Consider the following 20,093-nt stretch of genomic DNA (forward strand, 5'->3'; position numbering starts at 1 on the left):
AAGGCCTCCCGCGCCAGCGCCGGGAGGCGTCAGCCCTTGTTGGGCACCAGCACGATGGCCCGGCCGCCACTGTTCATGCGGCCGGCCCAGTCGGCGGCCTGCGGGCCGTTGCCGAAGAATACGTCGCCGCGTGCCGGCCCCTTGATGGCGGCGCCGGCGTCCTGGGCGACCATCAGGCGACGGTAGGGCTCGGTGGCACCCGGCTTGCGCGCCAAAGGCCGCACGGTGTCGATCCAGACCGGCGTGCCGAAGGGCGTGAGGGTCGTATCGACCGCGAGGCTGCGCTGCGCGGTGAGGGGCACGCCCTCGGCGCCGGCGGCGGTCTGGCTTCTTGTGTCCTTGAAGAAGATATAGCGCTCGTTCTTGCGCATCACGTCGCGTGCCTGCTGCGGATTGCGTCTCAGCCAGTCGCGGATCGCGGGCCACGTGACGTCGTCCTTCTTCATCACGCCCATCTCGAGCAGCACATTGCCGATGGCCGTGTAGGGACGGTTGTTGGAGCCGTCGAAACCGAGGGTCATCGTGCCGCCTTCGGCGAGGTGGATCTTGCCGCTGCCCTGGACCTGGACCTCGAACAGTCCGACCGGATCCTGCACGTAGGCGATCTCGAGGCCCTTGCCCTTCAGTGCGCCCTGCTCGATCTCGGCACGCGTATAGTAGGGCTTGTCGGTGAGATCGGGTGGCCGGCGATAGACCGGCACGGTGGACAGGCGTGACGGCGCCTTGCTGCCCCGCATCTCGGGTTCGAAGTAGCCGGTGAACTTGGCCGTCGCCTGGACCAGGAGCGGCCGGAAATTCTGCTCGAAGAACAGCCGGGCGGCGCGGTTGTCGCCGGCCTTGATCGTGGCACCGGCATCGCAGATGCGCTTCCATTCGGCGGGGGTGACGGTCTTTTCACCGCCATCGGTGACGATCCTGGTCTCCGGCCCGGTCGTCAGCTTGGGGCAGGAGCGGCGAAAGGTGGCGAGCGCTTCGCTGTGTTTATCCTCGGCCCAGCCGGCGATCTCGTTGAACGAGATCGGCGCCATCGCTACCCGCTTCTCGGGCGTAGTCGTCCCGCCGTCGGCACACGCAGACAGGAGGCCGGCGACGGCAAGCCATGCCGCGCCACCGGACAGGACAGCCCAGCGCATATTCGGAAAAGCCTCCCTCAGCCTTCGCTTTCAGTCTTTGTCAGCAGCCAGTTGGGATCGCTGGACTTGGTATCGCGACGGAATGTCCAGAGATCGACAACCTTCTGCACTTCATTCGGGTTGCCATCGGCGATCTGGCCATCGGCATTGCGCACCACGTTGATCTGCTCGCTGACGAAGCGCACGGTGACCGACGCCACGGTGCCCTGCAGCTCGGCTGCGGCAATGTCGGAGGCTTCGAAACCGATCAGAGTTGTCTCGGCCTTTTCCCCGCGCTCGCGGCGGGTGCGGATCGCCGCCTCGAAGCTGGTGAAGGTCGGGCCGTCGAGCAGCGGACGCAGCGTCGCGACATCGTCCTTGGCGAAAGCCTCGACAATGGCCGTGAAGGCGGCGCGGGCGCCGGTGGTGAAGCCCATGGGATCGAAGCTGGGATCGGCGGCGCGGATGGCAGCGACCGCGGCGGCGGCGGTCGGCATGACGGTGGCACGAATCCCGCCCGGTCCGGTCACTGCGGACGAGGGCCGCGGTGGCGGCGCATTGGCAGTCGGCAATGGCACGACATTGTCGGGTCGCGCGGAAGTCCCGGCGGGCGCATCCCCGACGCGCGGCGCCGGAGGGGGCGGCGGTGCCAGTGGATCGCGCGCCGGCGGGCGCTCGTTGCCCGTGCGCTTGCCGAGAACGGAACGCAGTCGCAGGATCAGGAAGACCGCGACCAGTCCGATGAGAATGATGTCGTAGTTGTTACCCACGATGGCGCTCCGCCAACTCGTCTCCAGCTCGCTTCAAATTACATAGGCTCCGAATGCGGAAAGGGCAAGGCAACCGGCCTCAGGGCCCGGTTTTACGCCGCCCATTCTATGTGGCCAGGACCACAATATCGACCAAATCCGCGACGCCACCCACCTGCCGGCCTGCCCGCCGCTCGCGCACCGCAGGCGGGAGGTAGCCCTGCCGCTCGGCCAGGGCGTAGGTGGCGGCATCGGTGACGGCCCGAGTCTTTTCGTCCTTGTTGTGCTTCTCCAGTTTCGCCGCGAAATTAACTGCATCGCCGATCACGGTGAACTCCAGCCGTTCGCCGTCGCCGACGGCGCCGAAGACGACGCGGCCGGACGACACCGCCATGCCGACCGTGAGCGGTGGCAGGCCGGCGGCCCGGCGCTCGGCGATCCAATGGTCTGCCGCCGCGATGACCGCGTCGGCGGCGCGCAAGGCGTCGGCGGCGGCCGTCGGCGAGGCCGCCACCGCGCCGAAAGAGGCCAGGATGCCGTCGCCCAGGAACTTGTCGATGCTGCCGCCATTGCTCGCGATCAGCGGGCAGACCCGGCCTTGATAGTCCTGCAGCACCTTCATCACCTCGTCCGGCTCGAGCTCGGTCGACAGCCGGGTGAAGCCGCGCAGGTCGACGTTCATGATGGCGACGTCACGCAATTCACCCTCACCCGCTTTGATCGACATCGCCGCCGTCCGGATGCGGGCGGCGACGCCGGGGTCGAAGAAACGCGACAGGTCACGCGCCGCGGCCCCTTCGCTGACCGAGCGCACCAGCAGGTGGCGCGCGCGCGCGATGGCGAGTGCCAGTACGGCGGTGGTGAGCAGGATGGCGATGATCTTGTCGATCTCGGCGCCGACCAGCAGGGCGTTCGAGGTCATGTACTCGATGAAATTATGCGTCCGGTTGGGCGGGCCGCCGCGCCCCGTGGCGACGTAGTAGGTGAGCCAGGCCCAGCCGATGGCGGCGCAGACGCCGCTGAACATCACGAGGCGCGCCTCGAAGCGCAGCGCGCGGAGGCCGATGAACAGGAACACGTACAGAAGCGTCGGTACCTTCAGGTAGAAGGCGGCGGTCTGGGCATACTTCAGATGGAAGCTGAAGATCAGGCCCATCAGCAGCGCCATGTCGATGACGACCGAGAGGTAGATCATCCAGGTCGGCAGCAGGCGCATGTAGGCGAGCGCCAGTCGGGCAATGCAGATTGCGCCGTAGATCAGCAGCACTTCCCGCTCGATCGAGTAGTCGTCCTGCACCAGGCCCTCGGCCATGCTGGTGCCTTCGTAGACGCCGATGAGCAGGGTCACGATGACGAGCTGGATCCAGCCGATCAGGATCTCGCTCTGCTCCTGCTGGCGCCGGATGGTGTCGCGCACGCGTTCCGGAATGTTTTCCGGTCCGCCGCCGTCGAACAACCAGCCGGCGAGGCGCGCGAACATCAGACTTTCTCGAGCCAGAGACTTGTTGCCATCGACTCGGCCGGCTGCGGCAACCGCGCCACCACCGAGGCGGCCAGCCGGTCGCCCATCCGCCGCGTCGCCCAGACGCTGGAGAACAGCGGCCGCCACGCACCGGTCGCCAGCAGCGGCACCACGCCCTGCTGTTCGTTGTAGTTCCGCCAGCCCCAAATCGGCGGATAGTCGAACGGCAGGAAGATGTCGTGAATATGCACGAGGGCACCGGCCGGCAGACGCGGCAGGACACGATTGAGCAGAATATCGACGTCGCTGCCGGGCATCAGGATGTGGCTTGAATCGATGAACAGCACGTCGCCGGCGCGCAACCCGTCGAACAGGCCGGCCGGGGCGGCCTGCAGGGTCGAGGGCACGACGCGCACGCCAGGCAGGCCGGCGACGTCGGCGCGCGGCATCGGATCGACGGCGACGATCTCGCCGACACCGCACTCGGCCCGCGCCAGGATGCGGGTCGAATGGCCCGAGCCGACCTCGATGATGCGCTGCGGCTTGCGCTCGCGAACCAGGGCGTAGGCGACAGCAGCGTCGAGCGAGGGAAACCAGGCTTGCCCGAGCAGGCTCTTCAGCCCTTCGAGCCCGGCGGCGTGGCTGTCGACCGCATCGATCATCGCGGCAAAGGCTCCGGCGTGCCGTTCGAACAGCTGCTCGATCGCCGGATAGGGCGGCTGGGTGCCTGGCGGCGGCAGCAACGGTGCGTAGCGATGCGGGATGAACCAGCCGCGCGGCGCCAGGCCCAGTACGGTCGGCAGTCCCAGCGCCAACCGCCGCCAGCGTCCGCGCAGGCTGAGCGAGCGGGTCACGGGGTGAGCGTCAGCCCTTCGTGGGCGACGATCGCGCGCGGCAGGCCGCCCGGCACTGTGCCGGGGCGGGCGGCTGCCGCCTCGCGCGCCACGCCGTCCATGAAGGCGTCGTCATGGCTGGGATCGTGATGGAAGATCGCAAGCGTGCCGACGCCGGCCGCGTCGGCGATCCGCACGCCCTCCTGCCAGGTCGAATGGCCCCAGCCGCGATAGCGCGGGTATTCGGCGTCGGTGTAGCTCGAGTCGTAGATCATCACGTCGGCGCCGCGGCAGAGCTCGACGATCGTCTGGTCTCGCCTGCCCTCGTGGTGCTCGGTGTCGGTGATGTAGCAGATCGACTTGCCGCCGTGTTCGACGCGGTAGCCGGTGGCGCCATTGGGATGGTTGAGCGGCGCCGTGCGCATGCTCACGGCCTCGCCGCACGACAGCGTCTGACCGCTCTTGAACTCCCGGAACGCGACGGACGCCTGGAAGACTTCCAGCGACACCGGATAGAGCGGCGCCTGCATCAGGTGGCCGACCACTTTCTTCAGCGTGTAGGGCGCCTCCAGATGACCGGCCCACATGCGCACCGAATTGCGCCTTTCGAACAGCGGCTCGAAGAAAGTGAGACCCGAGATGTGATCAAGATGGGTGTGCGTGAAGTAGATGTCGATGTCGAGTGGGGCCTGCCGGGCGAGTTCAAGGCCGAGCGTCCGGATGCCCGTGCCGGCATCGAAAATCAGCCGGCGGCCGCCGGCAGTCACTTCCAGGCACGAGGTGTTGCCGCCATAGCGCGTGTACTCGGCGCCCGAGCAGGAAATGGAGCCGCGCACGCCCCAGAATCGGACTTTCAGACTGTCGACCAAGGACCCAGTACCCCCTGTTCCTCTCCGGCCGCAGAGTCCACGGGCGGGTGCCTCGCGTCAACCGAGGCGGCCGCCGCCGGAAAGCCGGCCCTATTCTTGCAGGGCGATCCAAAGGCCGGCGGCTCACGTATTGTTGCACGGGGCCGGTGAAATCGGCGATCCGACCGCGTTGCCTGCGGCCTTGTTCGAGGTAATACTTGCGCCATGGAAATCGACAATCACGCTTCCGTCCCGGCGATCGTCGAACCGCCGACGCGCACCGCGAAGTTCGCCATCGGCCAGGTGGTGAAGCACCGTGTCTATCCGTTCCGCGGCGTCATCTTCGACGTCGACCCGGTGTTCGCCAACACCGAGGAGTGGCTGGCGTCGATTCCGGCGGAGGTTCGCCCGCGCCGCGACCAGCCCTTCTATCACCTGTTGGCCGAGAATTCGCAGACGACCTATGTCGCCTACGTCTCGGAACAGAACCTGCTGCCCGACGAAACCGGCAAGCCGGTGTCGCATCCGCAGGTTCCGCATTTCTTCAAGGAACTGAAGCGCGGCCTCTACGTCTCGCGCGATCGCGCGCTGCACTGATCGACCTCCCGTTGGCCGACCTCTAGTTGATCGCGAACGGGAAATACTTCTCGTTGATCTTCTTGTAGGTCCCGTCGCTCATCATCTCGCCCAGCGCCTTGTTGAAGGCGTCGCGCAGCTTCATGTCCTCGCGGCGCACGCCGGCGGCGACGCCGATGCCCAGGGTCTGGTTGTCCTTGATGTCCTGTCCGACCAGCTCGCAGCACTTGCCCTCGGGCTTCTGGCTCCACAGCCAGAGCTGGACCTTGTCTCCGAACACCGCATCGACCTCGTCATTGGTGAGCGCGCGCAAGGCTTCGGCCAGCGTGTTGTAGCGCTTGAGCTGGGCCGAGCGGCGGAAGCTCTTGTCGGCCCAGTCGGCGTGCGTCGAATCCTTCTGGATGCCGATCCGCTTGTTGCGCAGCAACGAAGGTGGGCCGTCGAACGGCGCCCCCTTCTGCGCGATGAAGGCGCCGGGCGAGAGGTAGTAGCGGCGCGACAGGGCCATCCGTTTGCGCCGCTCGCTGGTCACTTCCATCGACGACATGACCATGTCGAATTTCTTGTCGAGCAGGCCCGGGATGAGCTCATCCCATTTGAAGGCGGTGAACTCGCACTCGGCTTTCATGCGCTGGCAGGCCTCCTGCGCCAGCTCCATCTCGAAGCCGGCCGGCATGCCCTTGCGGTCGAGATAGTTGAAGGGCGGGAAGGCGGCCTCGGTGGCGACCGTGATCTTGAAGGCGGGCGGCGTGAAGGGCGACTTTGGTGCGGGCTTGGCCGGCGCCGGCGCCGGCTTGGCTGGTGGCCGCGGCTGCTGCTGGGCGAACGCAGTCCCCGCCATGGCGAGCAGCATCACCAGAAGCGCCGATGTCCGCAGGGGCAGTCTCATGCGATCAGCCGCTCGAGGAGCGCATTGAGGCGCTGTCGGCCCGACGCGGTAGCGCGGAGGCGATCCGGTTCGATCTCGAGGAAGCCCGCCCTGACCAGCGGCGCCAGCCTGGCCTCACCCAGTGCCGCCACGGGATCGGCGCCGGTGACGGACGCGAACGTGGCGCGGTCGATGCCGTCGGCCAGTCGCAGTCCCATCATCAACGCCTCCTCCACCAGATCCTGCCCGGCAACCACCGAGCTTTCCGCCGTGCCGTGGCCGGCCTGCTCGACGGCGTCCAACCAGGCTTCCGGTCCACTCGCCCGCCGCGTCGCCCGCTTGGCCGGGGCCTGTGCCGGGCGTTCGGCGAAGCGGCCGTGGGCGCCCGGTCCGATGCCGACGTAATCCTGATACCGCCAATAGATCAAATTATGGCGGCAGGCAGCCCCCGGCCGGGCGTGGTTGGATATTTCGTAGGCGGGGAGGCCAGCCACCGCGAGACGCGCCTGGGTCGCCTCGAACATCGAGGCTGCCGCCTCCTCGTCCGGCAGGACGAAGGCGCCGCGGGCATGATCGGTGAAGAAGCGGGTGCCGCGCTCGATGGTCAGCTGGTAAAGCGAGAGGTGCTCGCCCGCGAGGCCGAGTGCGCGCTCCAGTTCCTCGGCCCAGGCCTCGGGTGTCTGGCCCGGCCGGGCATAGATCAGGTCGAACGAGAAGCGGGAGAAGTGCCGTCGCGCGGTGCCGAGGGCTTCAAGCGCCTCGTCGGTCGAGTGCTCGCGGCCGAGGAATTTGAGCGACGGGGCGTCCAGCGCCTGGATGCCCAGAGACACGCGATTGACGCCGGCCTCGGCCAGGGCCGCGAACCTCCGGGCCTCGACCGAGGTCGGGTTGGCTTCCAGGGTGATCTCGACATCGGCAGCACAATCCCACAGCTCCCGGGTCCGCGCGATCACGGCCGCCACGGTCTCGGGCGCCATCAGCGACGGCGTACCGCCGCCGAAAAAGATCGTCTCGACGCGCTGGTCCGGTGCCTCGCGGGCGGCATGCTCCAGCTCCTTCAGGAGCGCGTCGCGCCAGCGCGCCTGTTCGACGCCGTCGCGAACATGGCTGTTGAAGTCGCAGTAGGGGCACTTCGACTTGCAGAAGGGCCAATGGACATAGACGCCCAGCGGCTGCGCGCTCATCTGAAGCAGGCCTCGACCATCATCCGGAAAGCACGGCCTCGATGACTGATGGCGTTCTTCTCGGCATCGGACATTTGCGCCGTCGTCCGGGTATCGCCTTTCGGCTGGAAGCAGGGATCATAGCCGTGGCCGCCGCTGCCGCGCGGCGGCCAGACGATGCTGCCGTCGCAAGTGCCGTGGAACAGCTCGAGATGCTCATCGGGCCAGGCCAGCGCCAGCACGCAATGGAAGGTGGCGGCTCGCGCGACGTCGGTCCTGGGAACGTCGCGCTTGGCGAGTTCGTCCTGGATGCGCTGCATGGCGACTTTGGCGTCGCGTGCCGGACCCTCCCAGTCGGCTGAATGGACCCCGGGCTGCCCGTCGAGCGCATGTACGCTGAGGCCGGAATCGTCGGCCAGTACCGGCAATCCACTCGCCCGAGTCGCTGCCAGCGCCTTGATGGTGGCGTTCTCCTCGAAGGTAATGCCGGTCTCGTCGGGCGCCGGCAGGCCGAGCTCGCCCGCCGAGACGATCTCGACGCCGAATGCGCCGAGCATGGTGCGGATCTCGCCCGCCTTGCCGCGGTTGTGGGTGGCCACCACCAGCTTGGGCAAGACGAAGCGGCGCGGCATCAGGTTTTGCCGATCGCCAGTCGCTGCAGGCGCGCCAGTTCGCCGACGCCCTTCTTGGCAAGATTGAGCAGTTCCATGAACTGCGCCTCGCTGAACGGCTTGTCTTCGGCCGTGCCCTGGACCTCGACGATGCCGCCATCGCCGGTCAGCACGAAGTTGGCGTCGGCCTGGGCCTTGGAATCCTCGGGATAGTCGAGGTCGAGCACCGCCGCGCCCTCGAACAGGCCGCACGACACCGCCGCCACCTGGCCGCTCATCGGGTTGGCCGTGAGCTTGCCGTCCTTGATCAGTCGCTCGAAGGCGAAATGCAGCGCCACCCAGGCGCCGGTGATGCTGGCCGTCCTGGTGCCGCCATCGGCCTGCAGCACGTCGCAGTCGATATTTATTTGTCGCTCGCCCATGGCCGGCAAATCGACGACGGCGCGCAGCGCGCGGCCGATCAGGCGCTGGATCTCCTGGGTACGGCCCGACTGCTTGCCGCGAGCAGCCTCACGGTCCGTGCGGGTATGGGTCGAGCGCGGCAACATGCCGTATTCGGCAGTGACCCAGCCTCGCCCCGAATTACGCAGGAACGGCGGCACTTTGTCGTCGACCGAGGCGGTGCAGAGGACATGGGTTTCGCCGAACTTCACCAGGCACGAGCCTTCGGCGTAGCGCGAGAAGCCCGGCTCCAGGGAAATCGGGCGTAGTTGGTCGGGACTGCGGCCGGAAGGGCGCATCATTCTTCTCCTGAACATATATCGCCCGAATGGCGGGCGGCCGGTGTAGCGCCGGGACGGTTACGAATCCAGCCGCCCCCTTTAGCCTTCTTGGCTGCGTTCATTGACCCGCCCCCTTGTACTACCTACATTTTTTCCATGGCGATCCACCGTATCGGCTCTCCCGGGGGGGTCCTCGCCGATAGTCCCCCCGGACAACGGCAGACGGCCTCGGTTGCCGAGTTGAACGACCGCGCGCGCGAGGTCCTGCGCCTGGTCGTTGAGGGCTACGTCGAGACCGGCGAGCCGGTGGGCTCCCGCGCCCTCACGCGCAAACTGTCGGAGACGCTGTCGCCCGCCACCATCCGCAACATCATGGCGGATCTGCAGGATGTCGGGCTGCTCTATGCCCCCCACACCTCGGCGGGCCGCCTGCCGACCGACGCCGGTCTGAAGCTCTTCGTCAACGGTCTGCTCGAGGTCGGCAACATTTCCGAGGAAGAACGCAGCAGCATCGAGGCGCGCTGCGCCACGGTCGGCCGCAGCGTTACCGAGGCGCTGGAGCAGGCGACGACGCTGCTCTCCGGCCTGTCGCGCTGCGCCGGCCTCGTGATGGCGCCCAAGACCGAGCAGCCGCTGAAGCATATCGAGTTCGTCAATCTTGGCCCCGGACGCGCGCTGGTTGTGACCGTCACGCAATCGGGCCATGTCGAGAACCGCGTCATCGACACGCCTTTGGGCATGCCGCCGTCGGCGTTGATCGAGGCCACCAATTATCTCAACGCGCGCCTGATGGGGCGCACCTTCGAGGATGCGCGTCGCCTCATTCTGGAAGACCTGAAGCTGCAGCGAGCCGAGCTGAACGACCTCACCGCGCGCGTGATCGAATCGGGCCTGGCGACCTGGGCGGGCGAGCCAGGCAGCGCGCTGATCGTGCGCGGTCAGGCGCGGCTCCTGGAGGACATCACCGCGATCGAGGATCTCGAACGCGTCCGTACGCTGTTCGACGCGCTCGAGCGCGGCGAGGGTTTCGTGCGGCTGCTCGAGCTTTCCAACACGGCGTCGGGCGTGCAGATCTTCATCGGTTCCGACAATCCGCTGTTCGCCAACACCGGCTGTTCGATGGTGGTGGCGCCGTTCCGCGATTCGCAGGAACGGATCCTGGGCGCCATCGGCGTCATCGGCCCGACGCGACTCAACTACGCCCGCATCATCCCGCTGGTCGACTACACCGCCCGCGCCATCGGCCGTGTTGTCGGCTAGCGCGTTCACACGGGCCGGCTCACCAGTCTTTTTCGTCGAAATCTTCCAGCGTCTTCATCTCGGCGCCTTCGCCGCTCGCCGGCACCTGCTCGGACGCCGGAAGCGCCAACACGCGCAGGCGGGTCGCGGGGCCGAGCAGTGGCACCAGTTCCAGCAGGTCGGCTTGCGAGAAGGCGACGCAGCCCTTGGTCGGCGCATAATCCTCGCGCGCGACATGGAGGAAAATGGCGCTGCCCCATTCGCCCTCCGGCGGGTCGTCGTTGTAGCCGACCACGACCACGAGGTCGTAGAGGGCGTCCTCGCGCCACATCTTCTCGGCGCTCCAGTCGTTGGGCACATGGACCAGCCGGTTGTAGGTCGGCGACTGGGGGTCGTCGCACCAGCCGTCGTGCTCGGAGATCGGCCGGGCCGGCAGGCGGACCTTGGGCAGCACCAGCCGGTCGTTGCGGAAATAGAGGCGACGTAGCGGATATTCTCCTGCCGGCGTGGCGGCATCGCCCTCGACCTTGTCCTCGCGGATGCCGCCTTCACCCACCGTGCAGCGCCAGCGCCGGGGCCCCAGGGTGGCCCAGCCCAGTGAGGTTTCAGCCGAATCGGCCTGCACGATCAGGATATTCTCGTCGGTCATTGCCTGGCACTCCGGTGCCCTTCATAAAGGCACGCTCTTGAGGGGGAAAGCGATGGCTTATGTCGTGACGCCGCCGGCCACTGTCGGCGTGCCGGTCCATGGAACCGGCGACCTGTTCCCGGTCCGCCGCATCTTCTGCGTCGGCCGCAACTATGCCGCCCATGCCCGCGAGATGGGCCATGATCCCGACCGCGAGCCGCCCTTCTTTTTCACCAAGCCGGCCGACGCCATCGTCATCTGCGCCGATCCCAAGAACCCGACCAAGGTCGCCTATCCGTCAGCCACCAAGAACCTGCACCACGAGATGGAGCTGGTGGTGGCGATGAAGTCCGGTGGCGCCAACATCGCCATCGACAAGGCGCTCGATCACGTCTTCGGCTACGGCGTCGGCCTCGACATGACCCGCCGCGACCTGCAGAACCAAGCCAAGGACATGGGCCGGCCGTGGGACATGGGCAAGGGCTTCGACCAGTCCGCGCCGATCGGAGAGATCTTCCCCGCATCGAAAATCGGCCATCCGTCGAAGGGCACCATCCAGCTCGATGTGAACGGCAAGACCCGCCAGAAGTCGGACCTCAACGCCCTGATCTGGAGCGTGCCGGAGACGATCTCGTATCTGTCGGGCCTGGTGGCGCTGGCCGCCGGCGACCTGATCTACACAGGTACGCCCGACGGCGTGGCCGCGGTGGTCAAGGGCGACACGCTGGCCGGCTTCGTCGATGGCTGCGGAACCGTCACCTGCACGCTGGTCTAGCCAGCTATAATTGTTGGGCGCGGAAGGTGTCGCACTTGCGGTAATCGCCGCTGTCGAGGCCGACGCGGAACCAGCGCGTGCGCTGGGCGCTGCTGCCGTGCGTAAAGCTGTCGGGAACGACGCGGCCCTGCGTCTGGCGCTGCAATCTGTCGTCACCGATCGCCGTCGCCGCGGCCATCGCCTGATCGATGTCGCGATCGTCGATCATCTTGCCGCCGCGCTGGCGGTCGGCGCGGTTGGCCCAGACACCGGCAAAGCAATCGGCCTGCAATTCGGTCCGCACCGACAGCGCGTTGCCGTCGCGCTTGCTCATGCTCTGGCGCATCTGCTGCACCTGGCCCGAGATGCCGAGCAGGTTCTGGACGTGGTGCCCGATCTCGTGGGCGATGACGTAGGCTTGTGGAAACTGGCCGGGCGCATGGAAGCGCTGGGCGAGTTCGTCGAAGAAGCCGAGGTCGAGATAAACGCGCTGGTCGGCGGGGCAATAGAACGGCCCCATGGCGGCCTGGCCGACGCCGCAGTCGGTGCGCGTGGCGTCGCGGAACAGTACCAGCTTGGGCTCGCGATAGACCTTGCCCATGTCGCGGAAGATGTCGGACCACACGGTCTCGGTGCTTTTCAGCACGCGCGCCACGAACTGCGTTTCTGGATCGGCTGCGGGCCGCTGGGCGGGATGGCTGGCTGACGATGATGGCGCCGGCGCATGGCTCGAGGTGCCGCCGGTCATGCCGCCCAGGATCTCGCCGGGGTCGGCACCGAACAGCAGCGCCAGCACGATGAAGCCCACCACGCCCAGTCCACCCGTGAACACGCCGTCGCCGCCCATCGGCATCGGAAAGCCGCCCCCCAGGCTGCCACCAAATCCGCCGCCGTCGTCGCGCCGGTCCTCGATGTTGCTGCTCTCGTCGCCGTCCATCTGCATGGTGAGGCCTCCACCGCCTTGGCCTATAGTGCGTATCCAATGAGCCTGACGGTCGCCACCTGGAATATCAACTCGGTCCGCCTGCGGATCGGTAACGTCGAGCGGTACCTGCGGCTGCGCAAGCCGGACGTGCTCTGCCTGCAGGAAACCAAGTGCCCGGACGAGTTCTTCCCGCACCTCGCGTTCGAGGCGCTGGGTTACACCCACCGCCTCGTCCAGGGCATGAAGTCCTACAACGGCGTGGCGATCCTCTCGAAGGTGCCGTTCACCGCCACCACCATCCACCATCGCTGCGGCAAGGAGGATTGCCGCCATATCGAAGTCGCGCTCGATCTCGGCGGCGATCCGATCCTGCTCGACAATCTCTACATCCCGGCGGGCGGCGATATTCCCGATGTCGCCCAGAACGTGAAGTTCGCGCACAAGCTCGACTTCTACCGCGAGATGGCCAAGTGGTACGCCAGCCACAAGCCCAGGCCGCGCGCCCGCAAGGGCCTGCGCCGCATCGCCGTCGGCGACCTCAACGTGGCGCCGCTCGAGCACGACGTGTGGAACCACAAGCAGCTGCTCAAGATCGTGTCGCACACGCCCGTCGAGGTCGACCTGTTCGCCCAGATGCAGGCGTCGCTCGACTGGATCGACGTGCCGCGCCGTTTCGTGGCCGCCGACAAGAAACTCTATTCGTGGTGGAGCTACCGCAACACCGACTGGCGGGCTTCGAATCGCGGCCGCCGGCTCGACCACATCCTCGCCACGCCGGCGTTGTCGGGAGCGATCAGCGGCTATCGCATCGACGCCGACCTGCGCGACTGGGAGAAGGCATCCGACCATGTGCCGGTGCTGGCGACATTCGAGATTTAGGGGTGGCGACCATGCATATCATCTTCATCATACTGATCGGTTTCCTGGTGGGCCTCGTGGCGCGCTGGATCGGCCCCGGTGCGCACATCCACGGATTCTGGATCACGGTCCTGATCGGCATCGCGGGTTCGGTGATCGCGACCTATGGCGGCCAAGCACTCGGCCTCTATCGCGTCGGGCGGCCGGCGGGCTTCATCGGCTCGGTCGTGGGCGCGATCGCCCTGTTGGCGCTCGTCCAGCTGTTCGGCCGCTAGTTCACCCGATAGAGGAAATACCGGTCCTTCGGCACGCCGGCCGGCTCGGGCAGGCGCTGCCAGCGCGGCACTTCAAGCGACTGGTTGGCGAGGATGTAGCCGCCCGACCCGGCCAGCGCATCCAGCGCCGGGCCGAGCCAGGCGCCCATCGCCATGTTGGCGGCGTGATCGCCGGTGCCGAGATCGGTGTGGATCAGCGCCGCCACGGCGCCCAGCTTCCCGGCGGCCCGCGGTAGCGCGTCCCGCGCCTCGCCCAGGAACAGGCGATCGTCGGGCGGGATGCAGTCGGGATGGGCCGCTACCTGGCGCTCGAAGACGTAGATGTCGCGGCCGGGAAAGAGGTCGCGCAGGTGATCGTAGGTGCGGCCATTGCCCAGCCCGATCTCGAGGATCGGGCCACCCAGCCGGTCGACCGCGGGCTTCAGGAAATTCAGGCAGTCGCGCTGCGCCTGCATGCGCGCGATGAAACTGTCGAGACGGCTCATGCGCGGCGGTCAGGCGGGCTTGGTGGCTGCTTGCAGCTTCTGGTTGGTGTCCTCGAGGCGATGCGCCAGCTCGCGCATGATCTCGACCGCCATCTGCGGGAACTCGGCCACCAGGCGGTAGAACATGTCCTTGGTGATCTTGAGCGTGGCAAGCGGCTCCTTCGCCTTGATCGTCGCGGTGCGCGGCACGTCGCACAGGATGGCGATCTCGCCGAAGAAGCTGTTCTTCTTCATCTCCGCCACGGCGATCTGGCCGCCCGCCGCGTCGATCAGCACGTCCGCCGTGCCGCCCAGGATGACGTACATCGTGTCGCCCTGGTCGCCCTGATGGCAGACCTCCTGACCCGCGGCGAAGTTCACCCGCTCGCTGGTGAAGGCCAGCAATTTCAGCTTGGCCTGCTCGATCTTGGAGAAGATCGGCACCCGCTTGAGCAGCTCGACTTCTTCATTGAGGTTCATCGCGTCCTCCTCGTTGCCGTTACGCCGACGCCATCAACTCGGTATAGAGCCCGCCGCGCGCCGCCAGTTCCTCGGGCGCGCCCTGCGAGGCAACCCGGCCGGCCTGCATGACCACGATTTGCTCGAACGGCTCGGCCTGGGCCGGCCGGTTGGCGATCCAGACCACGCCGCGCTTTTCCACCGTCGTTACCGCCAGGATGTTGTCGCGGATGCGGTCCTGCGTGCGGCCATCGAACATGGCGACGGCCTCGTTGACGATCAAGAGCTGTGGCCGCTTGATCAGGGCGCGGGCGATGCCGAGCTTCTGGCGCTGGGTCGCCGGCAGGCGCTTGCCGGCGACGCCGACATTGTACTCCAGACCGACCTCGATCGCCTGGTCGCGCAGCTCGAGCTCGTTCAGGACCTCGGCGATCAGTGTTCCGATTCGCGTCTCGGCCTGGGCCTGGCCGTACACCAGGCGCCCGAACAGGATATTGTCCTGCAGGGTGGCGGCGCTGTTGTAGCGCTGGAAATCGTAGAACTCGACGACACTGCGCAGCTCGGCCGGCAGGCCTTCGGCGAAGGCATGCCGGGCCGCCAGGATGCGCCCTTCCATCTCGGCGTCGATCAGGCCGAGGCGATGGCGGGCCTCGATGTAGCGAAAGGGCAGCGTCATCAGGCGTGGCCGGTCGGTTTCGGGCACGGCCTCGATGCCCTTGCCGCCCAGCCGCTGCAGCAGCAGTCGCACGTTGGGCAGCTCGTCGGCCGAGATGAAGCTGTACTGCTCGAACAGCGGATTGTCGGGTGACAGGCCGGAGAACAGCTCGACCATGGTTTCGGCGATGCTGAGCCCCATGCGCTGCAGGTCGAGGTTGAGGCCGGTCGCCTGCAGCACCGACTGCACGTAGGGGTCGGCCGCGATGTTGTCGCCGTCGAACTGCTTGCCGAGCGGTGTGCCGAACAGCAGGTTTTCAGCCACCGACAGGTTCTTGTTGTAGAGATCGCCGTTGAACGGCTCGACCAGGCCGGCATAGGCCTCGTTCTGCAGGCGGCCGTGCAGGGTGTGGCGCGCCTTTAGGATCTTGTCGGCGAGATCGGGCCTCTGTGCCGCGTCGATGGTGCCGCGCAGGCCCAGCGAATAGATGTCCTCGTCGATCTCGACCTGGCGCAGGGCATCGACCATGCGCGGCAGCAGGTCGGCCGGGCCGGTGGCGCCGGCCAGTTCGTAGTCGATCCAGTCGGCATTGGGATCGAACGGCGGGTTGCCGGCGCGCTCCGATTCCTTCCAGAACGCCTCGCGCACCGCGCGCGTCGCATCATCGTAGCTGGCTGGCGCGACCGGCCGGAATTTCAACCCGAACAGCAGATTGTCGCGGACCGAGAGCGGGAACAGATAGGTGTCCTGGCCGACGTAGGCGGTGCGGGCGCCCAGCAGGTATTCGGGCACCTGGAAGAAATCCTTGCCATCGAGGCGGACCGAGCCGCCGGTCGGCAGCACCAGGCGGGCCAGCATTTGACCCAGCACGTCCTTGCCCGAGCCGGCGCCACCGATCACCGCCATTCTCGCCGCCGTCGGCACGGCAAGCGTGACGCTGTCGAGGAGCTTCACTCGGCCGTCCTCGGAGAAGGTGACGCCGGCCAGCGCAAGCTCGTTGCCGAGCGGCGGCGGCGGGCCGTCGGGGATGGCCTGCAGTTCGGGCGGCATCATGCCTTCGGGCTGGAACTGGTCGATCACCTGCTCGTACTTGATCTGCACGTCCTGGCGCTGCTGGTCCCAGTCGATCAGTTCCTTGATCGGCGACGGCAGGTCCTTGTAGGCAAGCAGGACGCCGACCACGGCGCCGACGTCCATCTGGCCGGTGATCGCAAAATAGCCGCCGATCAGGTAGATCGCGAACGGTGTCGCCTGGGAGAGGAAGTTGTTCCAGAACTTGGCGACGAACTTCTTCTGATAGAGGTCGAAGCGGATCTTGAAGATGCCACCCAGCCGCTCGGAGATGTCGGCGCGCTCGTAGTTGGCGGCGCCGTGGACGTGGATCTCGTGGACGCCATCGGCGGTCTCGGCGATACGGCCGGCAAGCAGCCGCGCCGAGAGCTGACGCTGCCGGCCGAGCACCAGCACCGGCTTGCGCAGCCGCGGGATGATCGCCATCTGCACGCCCAGCAGGACGATCACGACGATGCCGAGCAGCCAGTTCTGCAGCATGATGAAGATGATGGCAGTCAGCGCCTGACCACCGAGGAACATCGGCGCCACGAAGGCATCGCCGATGAAGCCGCCGAGCGGCTCGACCTCGTCCTTGACCATGGTGGCGAGCTCGGCCTGCTTGACCTTGCGGAAGTGGGCCGGCGGGAAGCGCAGGATGCGGTCGTAGAGCTCGTAGCGCAGGCGGCGCAGCATGCGCTCGCCCATGCGGCCCTTCTGGGTGTTGATCGTCTTCTTGAACTGGCCGTTCACGACCACCGCACCCAGGAAGACGAAGCTCATCACGACAAGGTACTGGAGCTGGTCGACCTGGAAGCCGTCGAAGAAGCGGATGACCTTGCCGGGCAGGATGGCCGACAGATCGAGTTCCCAGACCAGGAACGGGATGGTCTTGCTGTCCTTGAAGGCGTTGCCCTGGATGCCGTTGTTGATGACCGACTTCGGCACGGTCAGCGACAGGAAGTAGAAGAGCTGCGCCAGCACCACGAGCGCCAGGATCACGAGCTGCTCGGGCCGGCTGTGCCGCCAGATGTAGGTGAACAGATTGCGTTGCATCGATTCCTGTGCGGCGCCGACCCAGTTTAGGCTCCCCGTTCCGTATATTCGATCAGCCCCTTGATTACATTCGATTTTTCGTGTCAGAGGGGCCCGATTTCACGCCGCAGCCGGGCTGTGGCATAGTCGGACAACATTCACCGGCCGGAGCAGGAGGCGCTTCGTCCAGGGGAGACGCTTCACATGCCCGCCAGCAGCCGGTCCAAGCGTGTGCTGATCTACAGCCACGACTCCTTCGGCCTCGGCCATGTGAGCCGCTGCCGCACCATCGCCAATGCCCTCGTCGAGGCCGACCAGTCGGTGTCGGTCCTGATCCTGTCGGGCTCGCCGATGATCGGATCCTACGAATTCCGCTCCGGCATCGACTTCGTGCGCGTGCCCGGCGTGGTCAAGCAGATCGACACCGGCGAATACGACTCCGCCAACCTCCGGGTCGGCGTCGAGCACACGATGGAGATGCGGACCCGCATCATCCGCGACACCGCCGACATCTTCCGGCCCGACCTCTTCATCGTCGACAAGGAGCCGCTCGGGCTCCGCGGCGAGGTCGGCCCGGCGCTGCGCCTGCTCAAGGACCGTGGCACGCCGCTGGTACTCGGCCTGCGCGACGTCATGGACGATCCGACGGCGCTCGCCCAGGAATGGGAGCGCAAGAAGATCGTGCCGGCCCTGCGCGACCTCTACGACGAGATCTGGATCTACGGCCTGCCGCAGATCAACAAGCCGCTCACCGGCATCGACGTGCCACCGTCGGTGCGCCACAAGACGGTCTACACCGGCTACCTGCACCGCGAGCTGCCGCTGCACGCCGACATTCCGCACGAGATCGAGGAGATCGACGGGCCTTTCATCCTGGTCACGTCCGGCGGCGGCGGTGACGGCGAGGACCTGGTCGACTGGGTGCTCGCGGCCTACGAGCACGATCCCCACATTCCCTATGGCGCAGTGATCGTCTTCGGCCCGTTCATGTCGGCTACGGCGCGCGAGGCCTTCAAGGACCGCGCCGCGAAGTTCAAGAATATCCGCACGCTCACTTTCACCAACAATCTCGGCGCGCTGATGCAGCGTGCGGCGGGCGTCGTCGCCATGGGCGGCTACAACACCTTCTGCGAGATCCTGTCGTTCGACAAGAAGGCGATCATCGTGCCTCGCACCAGGCCGCGGCTGGAGCAATTCATCCGCGCCCGCGCCGCACGCAACATCGGCCTGGTCGAGATGCTCGATGCCGACAAGGGCCGCGATCCGCAGGCCATGGCAACGGCGTTGCGGCAGTTGCCGCAGCAGGGTCTGCCGAGCGACGTCGTGGTGCCCGGCCTGCTCGACGGACTTGGCAATGTCTGGCGTCTGGTCGCCAAGCAGCTCATGCACCCGCATCGTGGCCCGGCATCGCTCGACGCGGGGGAAGGCAGCGCGGAGCCGGCACCCGATCCGGCGCCCAACTCGGTGGGCGTTCCGCCCGTGCGCGCCAGGACCTAAGCAGCGGCTGTTCATGTCCGTCGAAATGGGCGCGCGCGTCGCGGTCGTGCTGAAAGGCTGGCCGCGCCTTTCCGAAACCTTCATCGCCCAGGAGATCGCCGGCCTCGAGGCCCGCGGCGTGGCGCTGGAAATCTGGTCGCTGCGCCGGCCGACCGACAAGGCACGCCATCCGGTGCACGAGCGCGTCGCTGGCCGCGCGGTCTATCTGCCGGAATATCTCAAGGACGATCCGCGCCGGGTGTTCGACGGCTGGCGCAAGGCGCGCCGCCTGCCGGGCTATGCGCTGGCGCGGCAGAAATTTCTCGCCGATCTCCGGCGCGATCCGACCGCCAACCGGGTCCGCCGCTGGGGCCAGGCGCTGGTGCTGGCGGCCGAGCTGCCGGCTTCGATCGACCGGCTCTACGCCCACTTCCTGCACACGCCGGCCTCGGTCACACGCTATGCGGCGGCGCTGCGTGGCCTGCCCTGGAGCGTATCGGCCCATGCCAAGGACATCTGGACCAGCGCACCGTGGGAGGTCTCGGAGAAGCTCGATGACGCGGCCTGGCTGGTGACCTGCACCGGTGTCGGCCTGCAGCGGCTGAAGGAGCTGGCGCCCCATCCCGCCAGGGATTCGGGGCGCCTGCGGCTGGTCTATCACGGCCTCGACTTCGCCCATCTGCCGCCACCTCCGTCGGCGCGGCCACGGCGCGACGGCAGCAATGCCGCCGATCCGGTCGTCGTCCTGTCGATCGGCCGCAAGGTCGAGAAGAAAGGTTATGACGATCTCCTGCAGGCACTGGCCAAGCTGCCGCCTGAGCTGCACTGGCGCTTCGAGCATGTCGGTGCGGGTGAACTCTCGGATGCGTTGAAGGCCGAGGCGGCGTCGCTCGGCATCGGCCAGCGCTGCGTCTGGCATGGCGCACAGCCGCAGAAGGTGGTGTTCGCCGCGCTTGCAGGTGCCGACCTGTTCGTGCTGGCCAGCAAGCGGGCTGCCGACGGCGATCAGGACGGATTGCCCAACGTGCTGATGGAGGCGGCGCACCAGGGCCTGCCGCTGGTGTCGACGCATGCCGCAGCGATCGGCGAGTTCATCGAGGACGGCGTGAATGGCCTGCTGGTGGCGCCCGGTGCGCCCGATGAACTGGCCCGGGCATTGGCGCGCGCTATCGGCGATCCCGGGCTGCGCGCGCGCCTCGCGGTGCGGGCGGCCGAGATCGTGCGCACGCGCTTCTCCTTCGACGCCGGCATCGACTGGATCGCGACCGCACTCGGAGGACAGGGAATGGACCAGCAACGCTCGTCAACGGCGCGCGCCGCGGAGTAGGTCC

Annotated in this window: 21 protein-coding genes; 7 read left to right on the top strand and 14 right to left on the bottom strand. The window is 67.1% G+C overall.

The annotated features are described in order from the left end of the window. Nucleotides 1-29 precede the first annotated feature (29 nt). The 5 genes from EPO55_RS24650 to EPO55_RS24670 form a co-directional block, all read right to left on the bottom strand. Nucleotides 30-1,133, bottom strand: a complete 1,104-nt coding sequence (locus EPO55_RS24650) for an MltA domain-containing protein (protein WP_296340135.1) — start codon at nucleotides 1,131-1,133, stop codon at nucleotides 30-32. A gap of 17 nt (nucleotides 1,134-1,150) precedes the next feature. After that, on the bottom strand, nucleotides 1,151-1,882 hold the full coding sequence (locus EPO55_RS24655; protein WP_296340136.1) for a Tim44/TimA family putative adaptor protein: 732 nt from the start codon (nucleotides 1,880-1,882) through the stop codon (nucleotides 1,151-1,153). Nucleotides 1,883-1,988: 106 nt separating this feature from the next. Then, the gene (locus EPO55_RS24660; protein WP_296340138.1) at nucleotides 1,989-3,341 is read right to left on the bottom strand and encodes an adenylate/guanylate cyclase domain-containing protein; all 1,353 of its coding nucleotides are present in this window, start codon (nucleotides 3,339-3,341) and stop codon (nucleotides 1,989-1,991) included. Then, nucleotides 3,341-4,177 (bottom strand): class I SAM-dependent methyltransferase, encoded by an 837-nt coding sequence (locus EPO55_RS24665; RefSeq protein ID WP_296340140.1) that lies wholly within the window; start codon nucleotides 4,175-4,177, stop codon nucleotides 3,341-3,343. Before EPO55_RS24665 ends, EPO55_RS24660 begins: the two co-directional genes overlap by 1 nt. Then, nucleotides 4,174-5,025, bottom strand: coding sequence for an MBL fold metallo-hydrolase (locus EPO55_RS24670; RefSeq protein ID WP_296340142.1), 852 nt, complete (start codon nucleotides 5,023-5,025; stop codon nucleotides 4,174-4,176). Before EPO55_RS24670 ends, EPO55_RS24665 begins: the two co-directional genes overlap by 4 nt. 204 nt (nucleotides 5,026-5,229) lie before the next feature. On the opposite strand from EPO55_RS24670, the gene hspQ reads away from it, so the two are divergent. Next, entirely contained in the window at nucleotides 5,230-5,601 is a 372-nt protein-coding gene (gene hspQ, locus EPO55_RS24675) for a heat shock protein HspQ (RefSeq protein ID WP_296340143.1), read from the top strand. 22 nt (nucleotides 5,602-5,623) lie between these two features. On the opposite strand, the gene EPO55_RS24680 is transcribed toward hspQ, so the two are convergent. The 4 genes from EPO55_RS24680 to rph are packed head-to-tail and all read right to left on the bottom strand — an operon-like array spanning nucleotide 5,624 to nucleotide 8,962. Beyond that, the gene (locus EPO55_RS24680) at nucleotides 5,624-6,469 is read right to left on the bottom strand and encodes a transporter substrate-binding domain-containing protein (RefSeq protein ID WP_296340144.1); all 846 of its coding nucleotides are present in this window, start codon (nucleotides 6,467-6,469) and stop codon (nucleotides 5,624-5,626) included. After that, nucleotides 6,466-7,632, bottom strand: coding sequence for a radical SAM family heme chaperone HemW (gene hemW, locus EPO55_RS24685; protein ID WP_296340145.1), 1,167 nt, complete (start codon nucleotides 7,630-7,632; stop codon nucleotides 6,466-6,468). Before hemW ends, EPO55_RS24680 begins: the two co-directional genes overlap by 4 nt. Next, a complete protein-coding gene (gene rdgB, locus EPO55_RS24690) occupies nucleotides 7,629-8,243 on the bottom strand; it encodes an RdgB/HAM1 family non-canonical purine NTP pyrophosphatase (RefSeq protein WP_296340147.1) in 615 nt (204 codons plus the stop codon). The genes hemW and rdgB overlap by 4 nt, the downstream gene beginning before the upstream one ends. Then, nucleotides 8,243-8,962 (bottom strand): ribonuclease PH, encoded by a 720-nt coding sequence (gene rph / locus EPO55_RS24695; protein ID WP_296340321.1) that lies wholly within the window; start codon nucleotides 8,960-8,962, stop codon nucleotides 8,243-8,245. The genes rdgB and rph overlap by 1 nt, the downstream gene beginning before the upstream one ends. A 138-nt stretch (nucleotides 8,963-9,100) precedes the next feature. On the opposite strand from rph, the gene hrcA reads away from it, so the two are divergent. After that, nucleotides 9,101-10,204: a heat-inducible transcriptional repressor HrcA gene (gene hrcA, locus EPO55_RS24700; RefSeq protein ID WP_296340149.1), complete on the top strand. Its 1,104-nt coding sequence runs from the start codon at nucleotides 9,101-9,103 to the stop codon at nucleotides 10,202-10,204. 19 nt (nucleotides 10,205-10,223) lie between these two features. On the opposite strand, the gene EPO55_RS24705 is transcribed toward hrcA, so the two are convergent. Then, nucleotides 10,224-10,832, bottom strand: a complete 609-nt coding sequence (locus tag EPO55_RS24705; RefSeq protein WP_296340150.1) for a L,D-transpeptidase family protein — start codon at nucleotides 10,830-10,832, stop codon at nucleotides 10,224-10,226. Between the two features lie 52 nt (nucleotides 10,833-10,884). On the opposite strand from EPO55_RS24705, the gene EPO55_RS24710 reads away from it, so the two are divergent. Beyond that, a complete protein-coding gene (locus EPO55_RS24710) occupies nucleotides 10,885-11,586 on the top strand; it encodes a fumarylacetoacetate hydrolase family protein (RefSeq protein ID WP_296340151.1) in 702 nt (233 codons plus the stop codon). A 4-nt stretch (nucleotides 11,587-11,590) separates the two neighbouring features. On the opposite strand, the gene EPO55_RS24715 is transcribed toward EPO55_RS24710, so the two are convergent. Then, nucleotides 11,591-12,508: a neutral zinc metallopeptidase gene (locus tag EPO55_RS24715; protein WP_296340152.1), complete on the bottom strand. Its 918-nt coding sequence runs from the start codon at nucleotides 12,506-12,508 to the stop codon at nucleotides 11,591-11,593. Between the two features lie 39 nt (nucleotides 12,509-12,547). On the opposite strand from EPO55_RS24715, the gene EPO55_RS24720 reads away from it, so the two are divergent. Together EPO55_RS24720 and EPO55_RS24725 are read left to right on the top strand one after the other, a co-directional pair. Next, nucleotides 12,548-13,369: an exodeoxyribonuclease III gene (locus EPO55_RS24720; protein WP_296340153.1), complete on the top strand. Its 822-nt coding sequence runs from the start codon at nucleotides 12,548-12,550 to the stop codon at nucleotides 13,367-13,369. A gap of 11 nt (nucleotides 13,370-13,380) precedes the next feature. Beyond that, nucleotides 13,381-13,623: a GlsB/YeaQ/YmgE family stress response membrane protein gene (locus EPO55_RS24725; RefSeq protein WP_296340155.1), complete on the top strand. Its 243-nt coding sequence runs from the start codon at nucleotides 13,381-13,383 to the stop codon at nucleotides 13,621-13,623. Here the strand turns inward: EPO55_RS24725 and EPO55_RS24730 are convergent. Genes EPO55_RS24730 through EPO55_RS24740 form a run of 3 tightly spaced genes read right to left on the bottom strand, consistent with a single transcriptional unit; the run spans nucleotide 13,620 to nucleotide 17,307 of the window. Beyond that, nucleotides 13,620-14,108: a class I SAM-dependent methyltransferase gene (locus EPO55_RS24730; protein ID WP_296340156.1), complete on the bottom strand. Its 489-nt coding sequence runs from the start codon at nucleotides 14,106-14,108 to the stop codon at nucleotides 13,620-13,622. The two genes, EPO55_RS24725 and EPO55_RS24730, sit on opposite strands and share 4 nt — an antisense overlap. Nucleotides 14,109-14,117: 9 nt before the next feature. After that, a complete protein-coding gene (locus EPO55_RS24735; protein WP_296340157.1) occupies nucleotides 14,118-14,567 on the bottom strand; it encodes a Crp/Fnr family transcriptional regulator in 450 nt (149 codons plus the stop codon). A gap of 19 nt (nucleotides 14,568-14,586) precedes the next feature. Then, on the bottom strand, nucleotides 14,587-17,307 hold the full coding sequence (locus EPO55_RS24740) for an ABC transporter ATP-binding protein (RefSeq protein ID WP_296340158.1): 2,721 nt from the start codon (nucleotides 17,305-17,307) through the stop codon (nucleotides 14,587-14,589). A gap of 183 nt (nucleotides 17,308-17,490) precedes the next feature. On the opposite strand from EPO55_RS24740, the gene EPO55_RS24745 reads away from it, so the two are divergent. Together EPO55_RS24745 and EPO55_RS24750 are read left to right on the top strand one after the other, a co-directional pair. Beyond that, a complete protein-coding gene (locus tag EPO55_RS24745; protein ID WP_296340159.1) occupies nucleotides 17,491-18,783 on the top strand; it encodes a glycosyltransferase in 1,293 nt (430 codons plus the stop codon). A 13-nt stretch (nucleotides 18,784-18,796) separates the two neighbouring features. Further along, nucleotides 18,797-20,089, top strand: a complete 1,293-nt coding sequence (locus tag EPO55_RS24750; protein ID WP_296340161.1) for a glycosyltransferase family 4 protein — start codon at nucleotides 18,797-18,799, stop codon at nucleotides 20,087-20,089. Nucleotides 20,090-20,093 lie beyond the last annotated feature (4 nt).

Origin of the sequence: Reyranella sp. (genome assembly GCF_004296935.1) — a bacterium.
GTDB lineage: Bacteria > Pseudomonadota > Alphaproteobacteria > Reyranellales > Reyranellaceae > Reyranella.

Bases quoted from the DNA above. Each gene is read 5' to 3' on its own strand.
- EPO55_RS24650 (WP_296340135.1), bottom strand. From the start codon at position 1,133: ATGCGCTGGGCTGTCCTGTCCGGTGGCGCGGCATGGCTTGCCGTCGCC.
- EPO55_RS24660 (WP_296340138.1), bottom strand. From the start codon at position 3,341: ATGTTCGCGCGCCTCGCCGGCTGGTTGTTCGACGGCGGCGGACCGGAA.
- hspQ (WP_296340143.1), top strand. From the start codon at position 5,230: ATGGAAATCGACAATCACGCTTCCGTCCCGGCGATCGTCGAACCGCCG.
- EPO55_RS24680 (WP_296340144.1), bottom strand. From the start codon at position 6,469: ATGAGACTGCCCCTGCGGACATCGGCGCTTCTGGTGATGCTGCTCGCC.
- hemW (WP_296340145.1), bottom strand. From the start codon at position 7,632: ATGAGCGCGCAGCCGCTGGGCGTCTATGTCCATTGGCCCTTCTGCAAG.
- rdgB (WP_296340147.1), bottom strand. From the start codon at position 8,243: ATGCCGCGCCGCTTCGTCTTGCCCAAGCTGGTGGTGGCCACCCACAAC.
- rph (WP_296340321.1), bottom strand. From the start codon at position 8,962: ATGCGCCCTTCCGGCCGCAGTCCCGACCAACTACGCCCGATTTCCCTG.
- hrcA (WP_296340149.1), top strand. From the start codon at position 9,101: ATGGCGATCCACCGTATCGGCTCTCCCGGGGGGGTCCTCGCCGATAGT.
- EPO55_RS24705 (WP_296340150.1), bottom strand. From the start codon at position 10,832: ATGACCGACGAGAATATCCTGATCGTGCAGGCCGATTCGGCTGAAACC.
- EPO55_RS24710 (WP_296340151.1), top strand. From the start codon at position 10,885: ATGGCTTATGTCGTGACGCCGCCGGCCACTGTCGGCGTGCCGGTCCAT.
- EPO55_RS24715 (WP_296340152.1), bottom strand. From the start codon at position 12,508: ATGCAGATGGACGGCGACGAGAGCAGCAACATCGAGGACCGGCGCGAC.
- EPO55_RS24720 (WP_296340153.1), top strand. From the start codon at position 12,548: ATGAGCCTGACGGTCGCCACCTGGAATATCAACTCGGTCCGCCTGCGG.
- EPO55_RS24725 (WP_296340155.1), top strand. From the start codon at position 13,381: ATGCATATCATCTTCATCATACTGATCGGTTTCCTGGTGGGCCTCGTG.
- EPO55_RS24730 (WP_296340156.1), bottom strand. From the start codon at position 14,108: ATGAGCCGTCTCGACAGTTTCATCGCGCGCATGCAGGCGCAGCGCGAC.
- EPO55_RS24735 (WP_296340157.1), bottom strand. From the start codon at position 14,567: ATGAACCTCAATGAAGAAGTCGAGCTGCTCAAGCGGGTGCCGATCTTC.
- EPO55_RS24740 (WP_296340158.1), bottom strand. From the start codon at position 17,307: ATGCAACGCAATCTGTTCACCTACATCTGGCGGCACAGCCGGCCCGAG.
- EPO55_RS24745 (WP_296340159.1), top strand. From the start codon at position 17,491: ATGCCCGCCAGCAGCCGGTCCAAGCGTGTGCTGATCTACAGCCACGAC.
- EPO55_RS24750 (WP_296340161.1), top strand. From the start codon at position 18,797: ATGTCCGTCGAAATGGGCGCGCGCGTCGCGGTCGTGCTGAAAGGCTGG.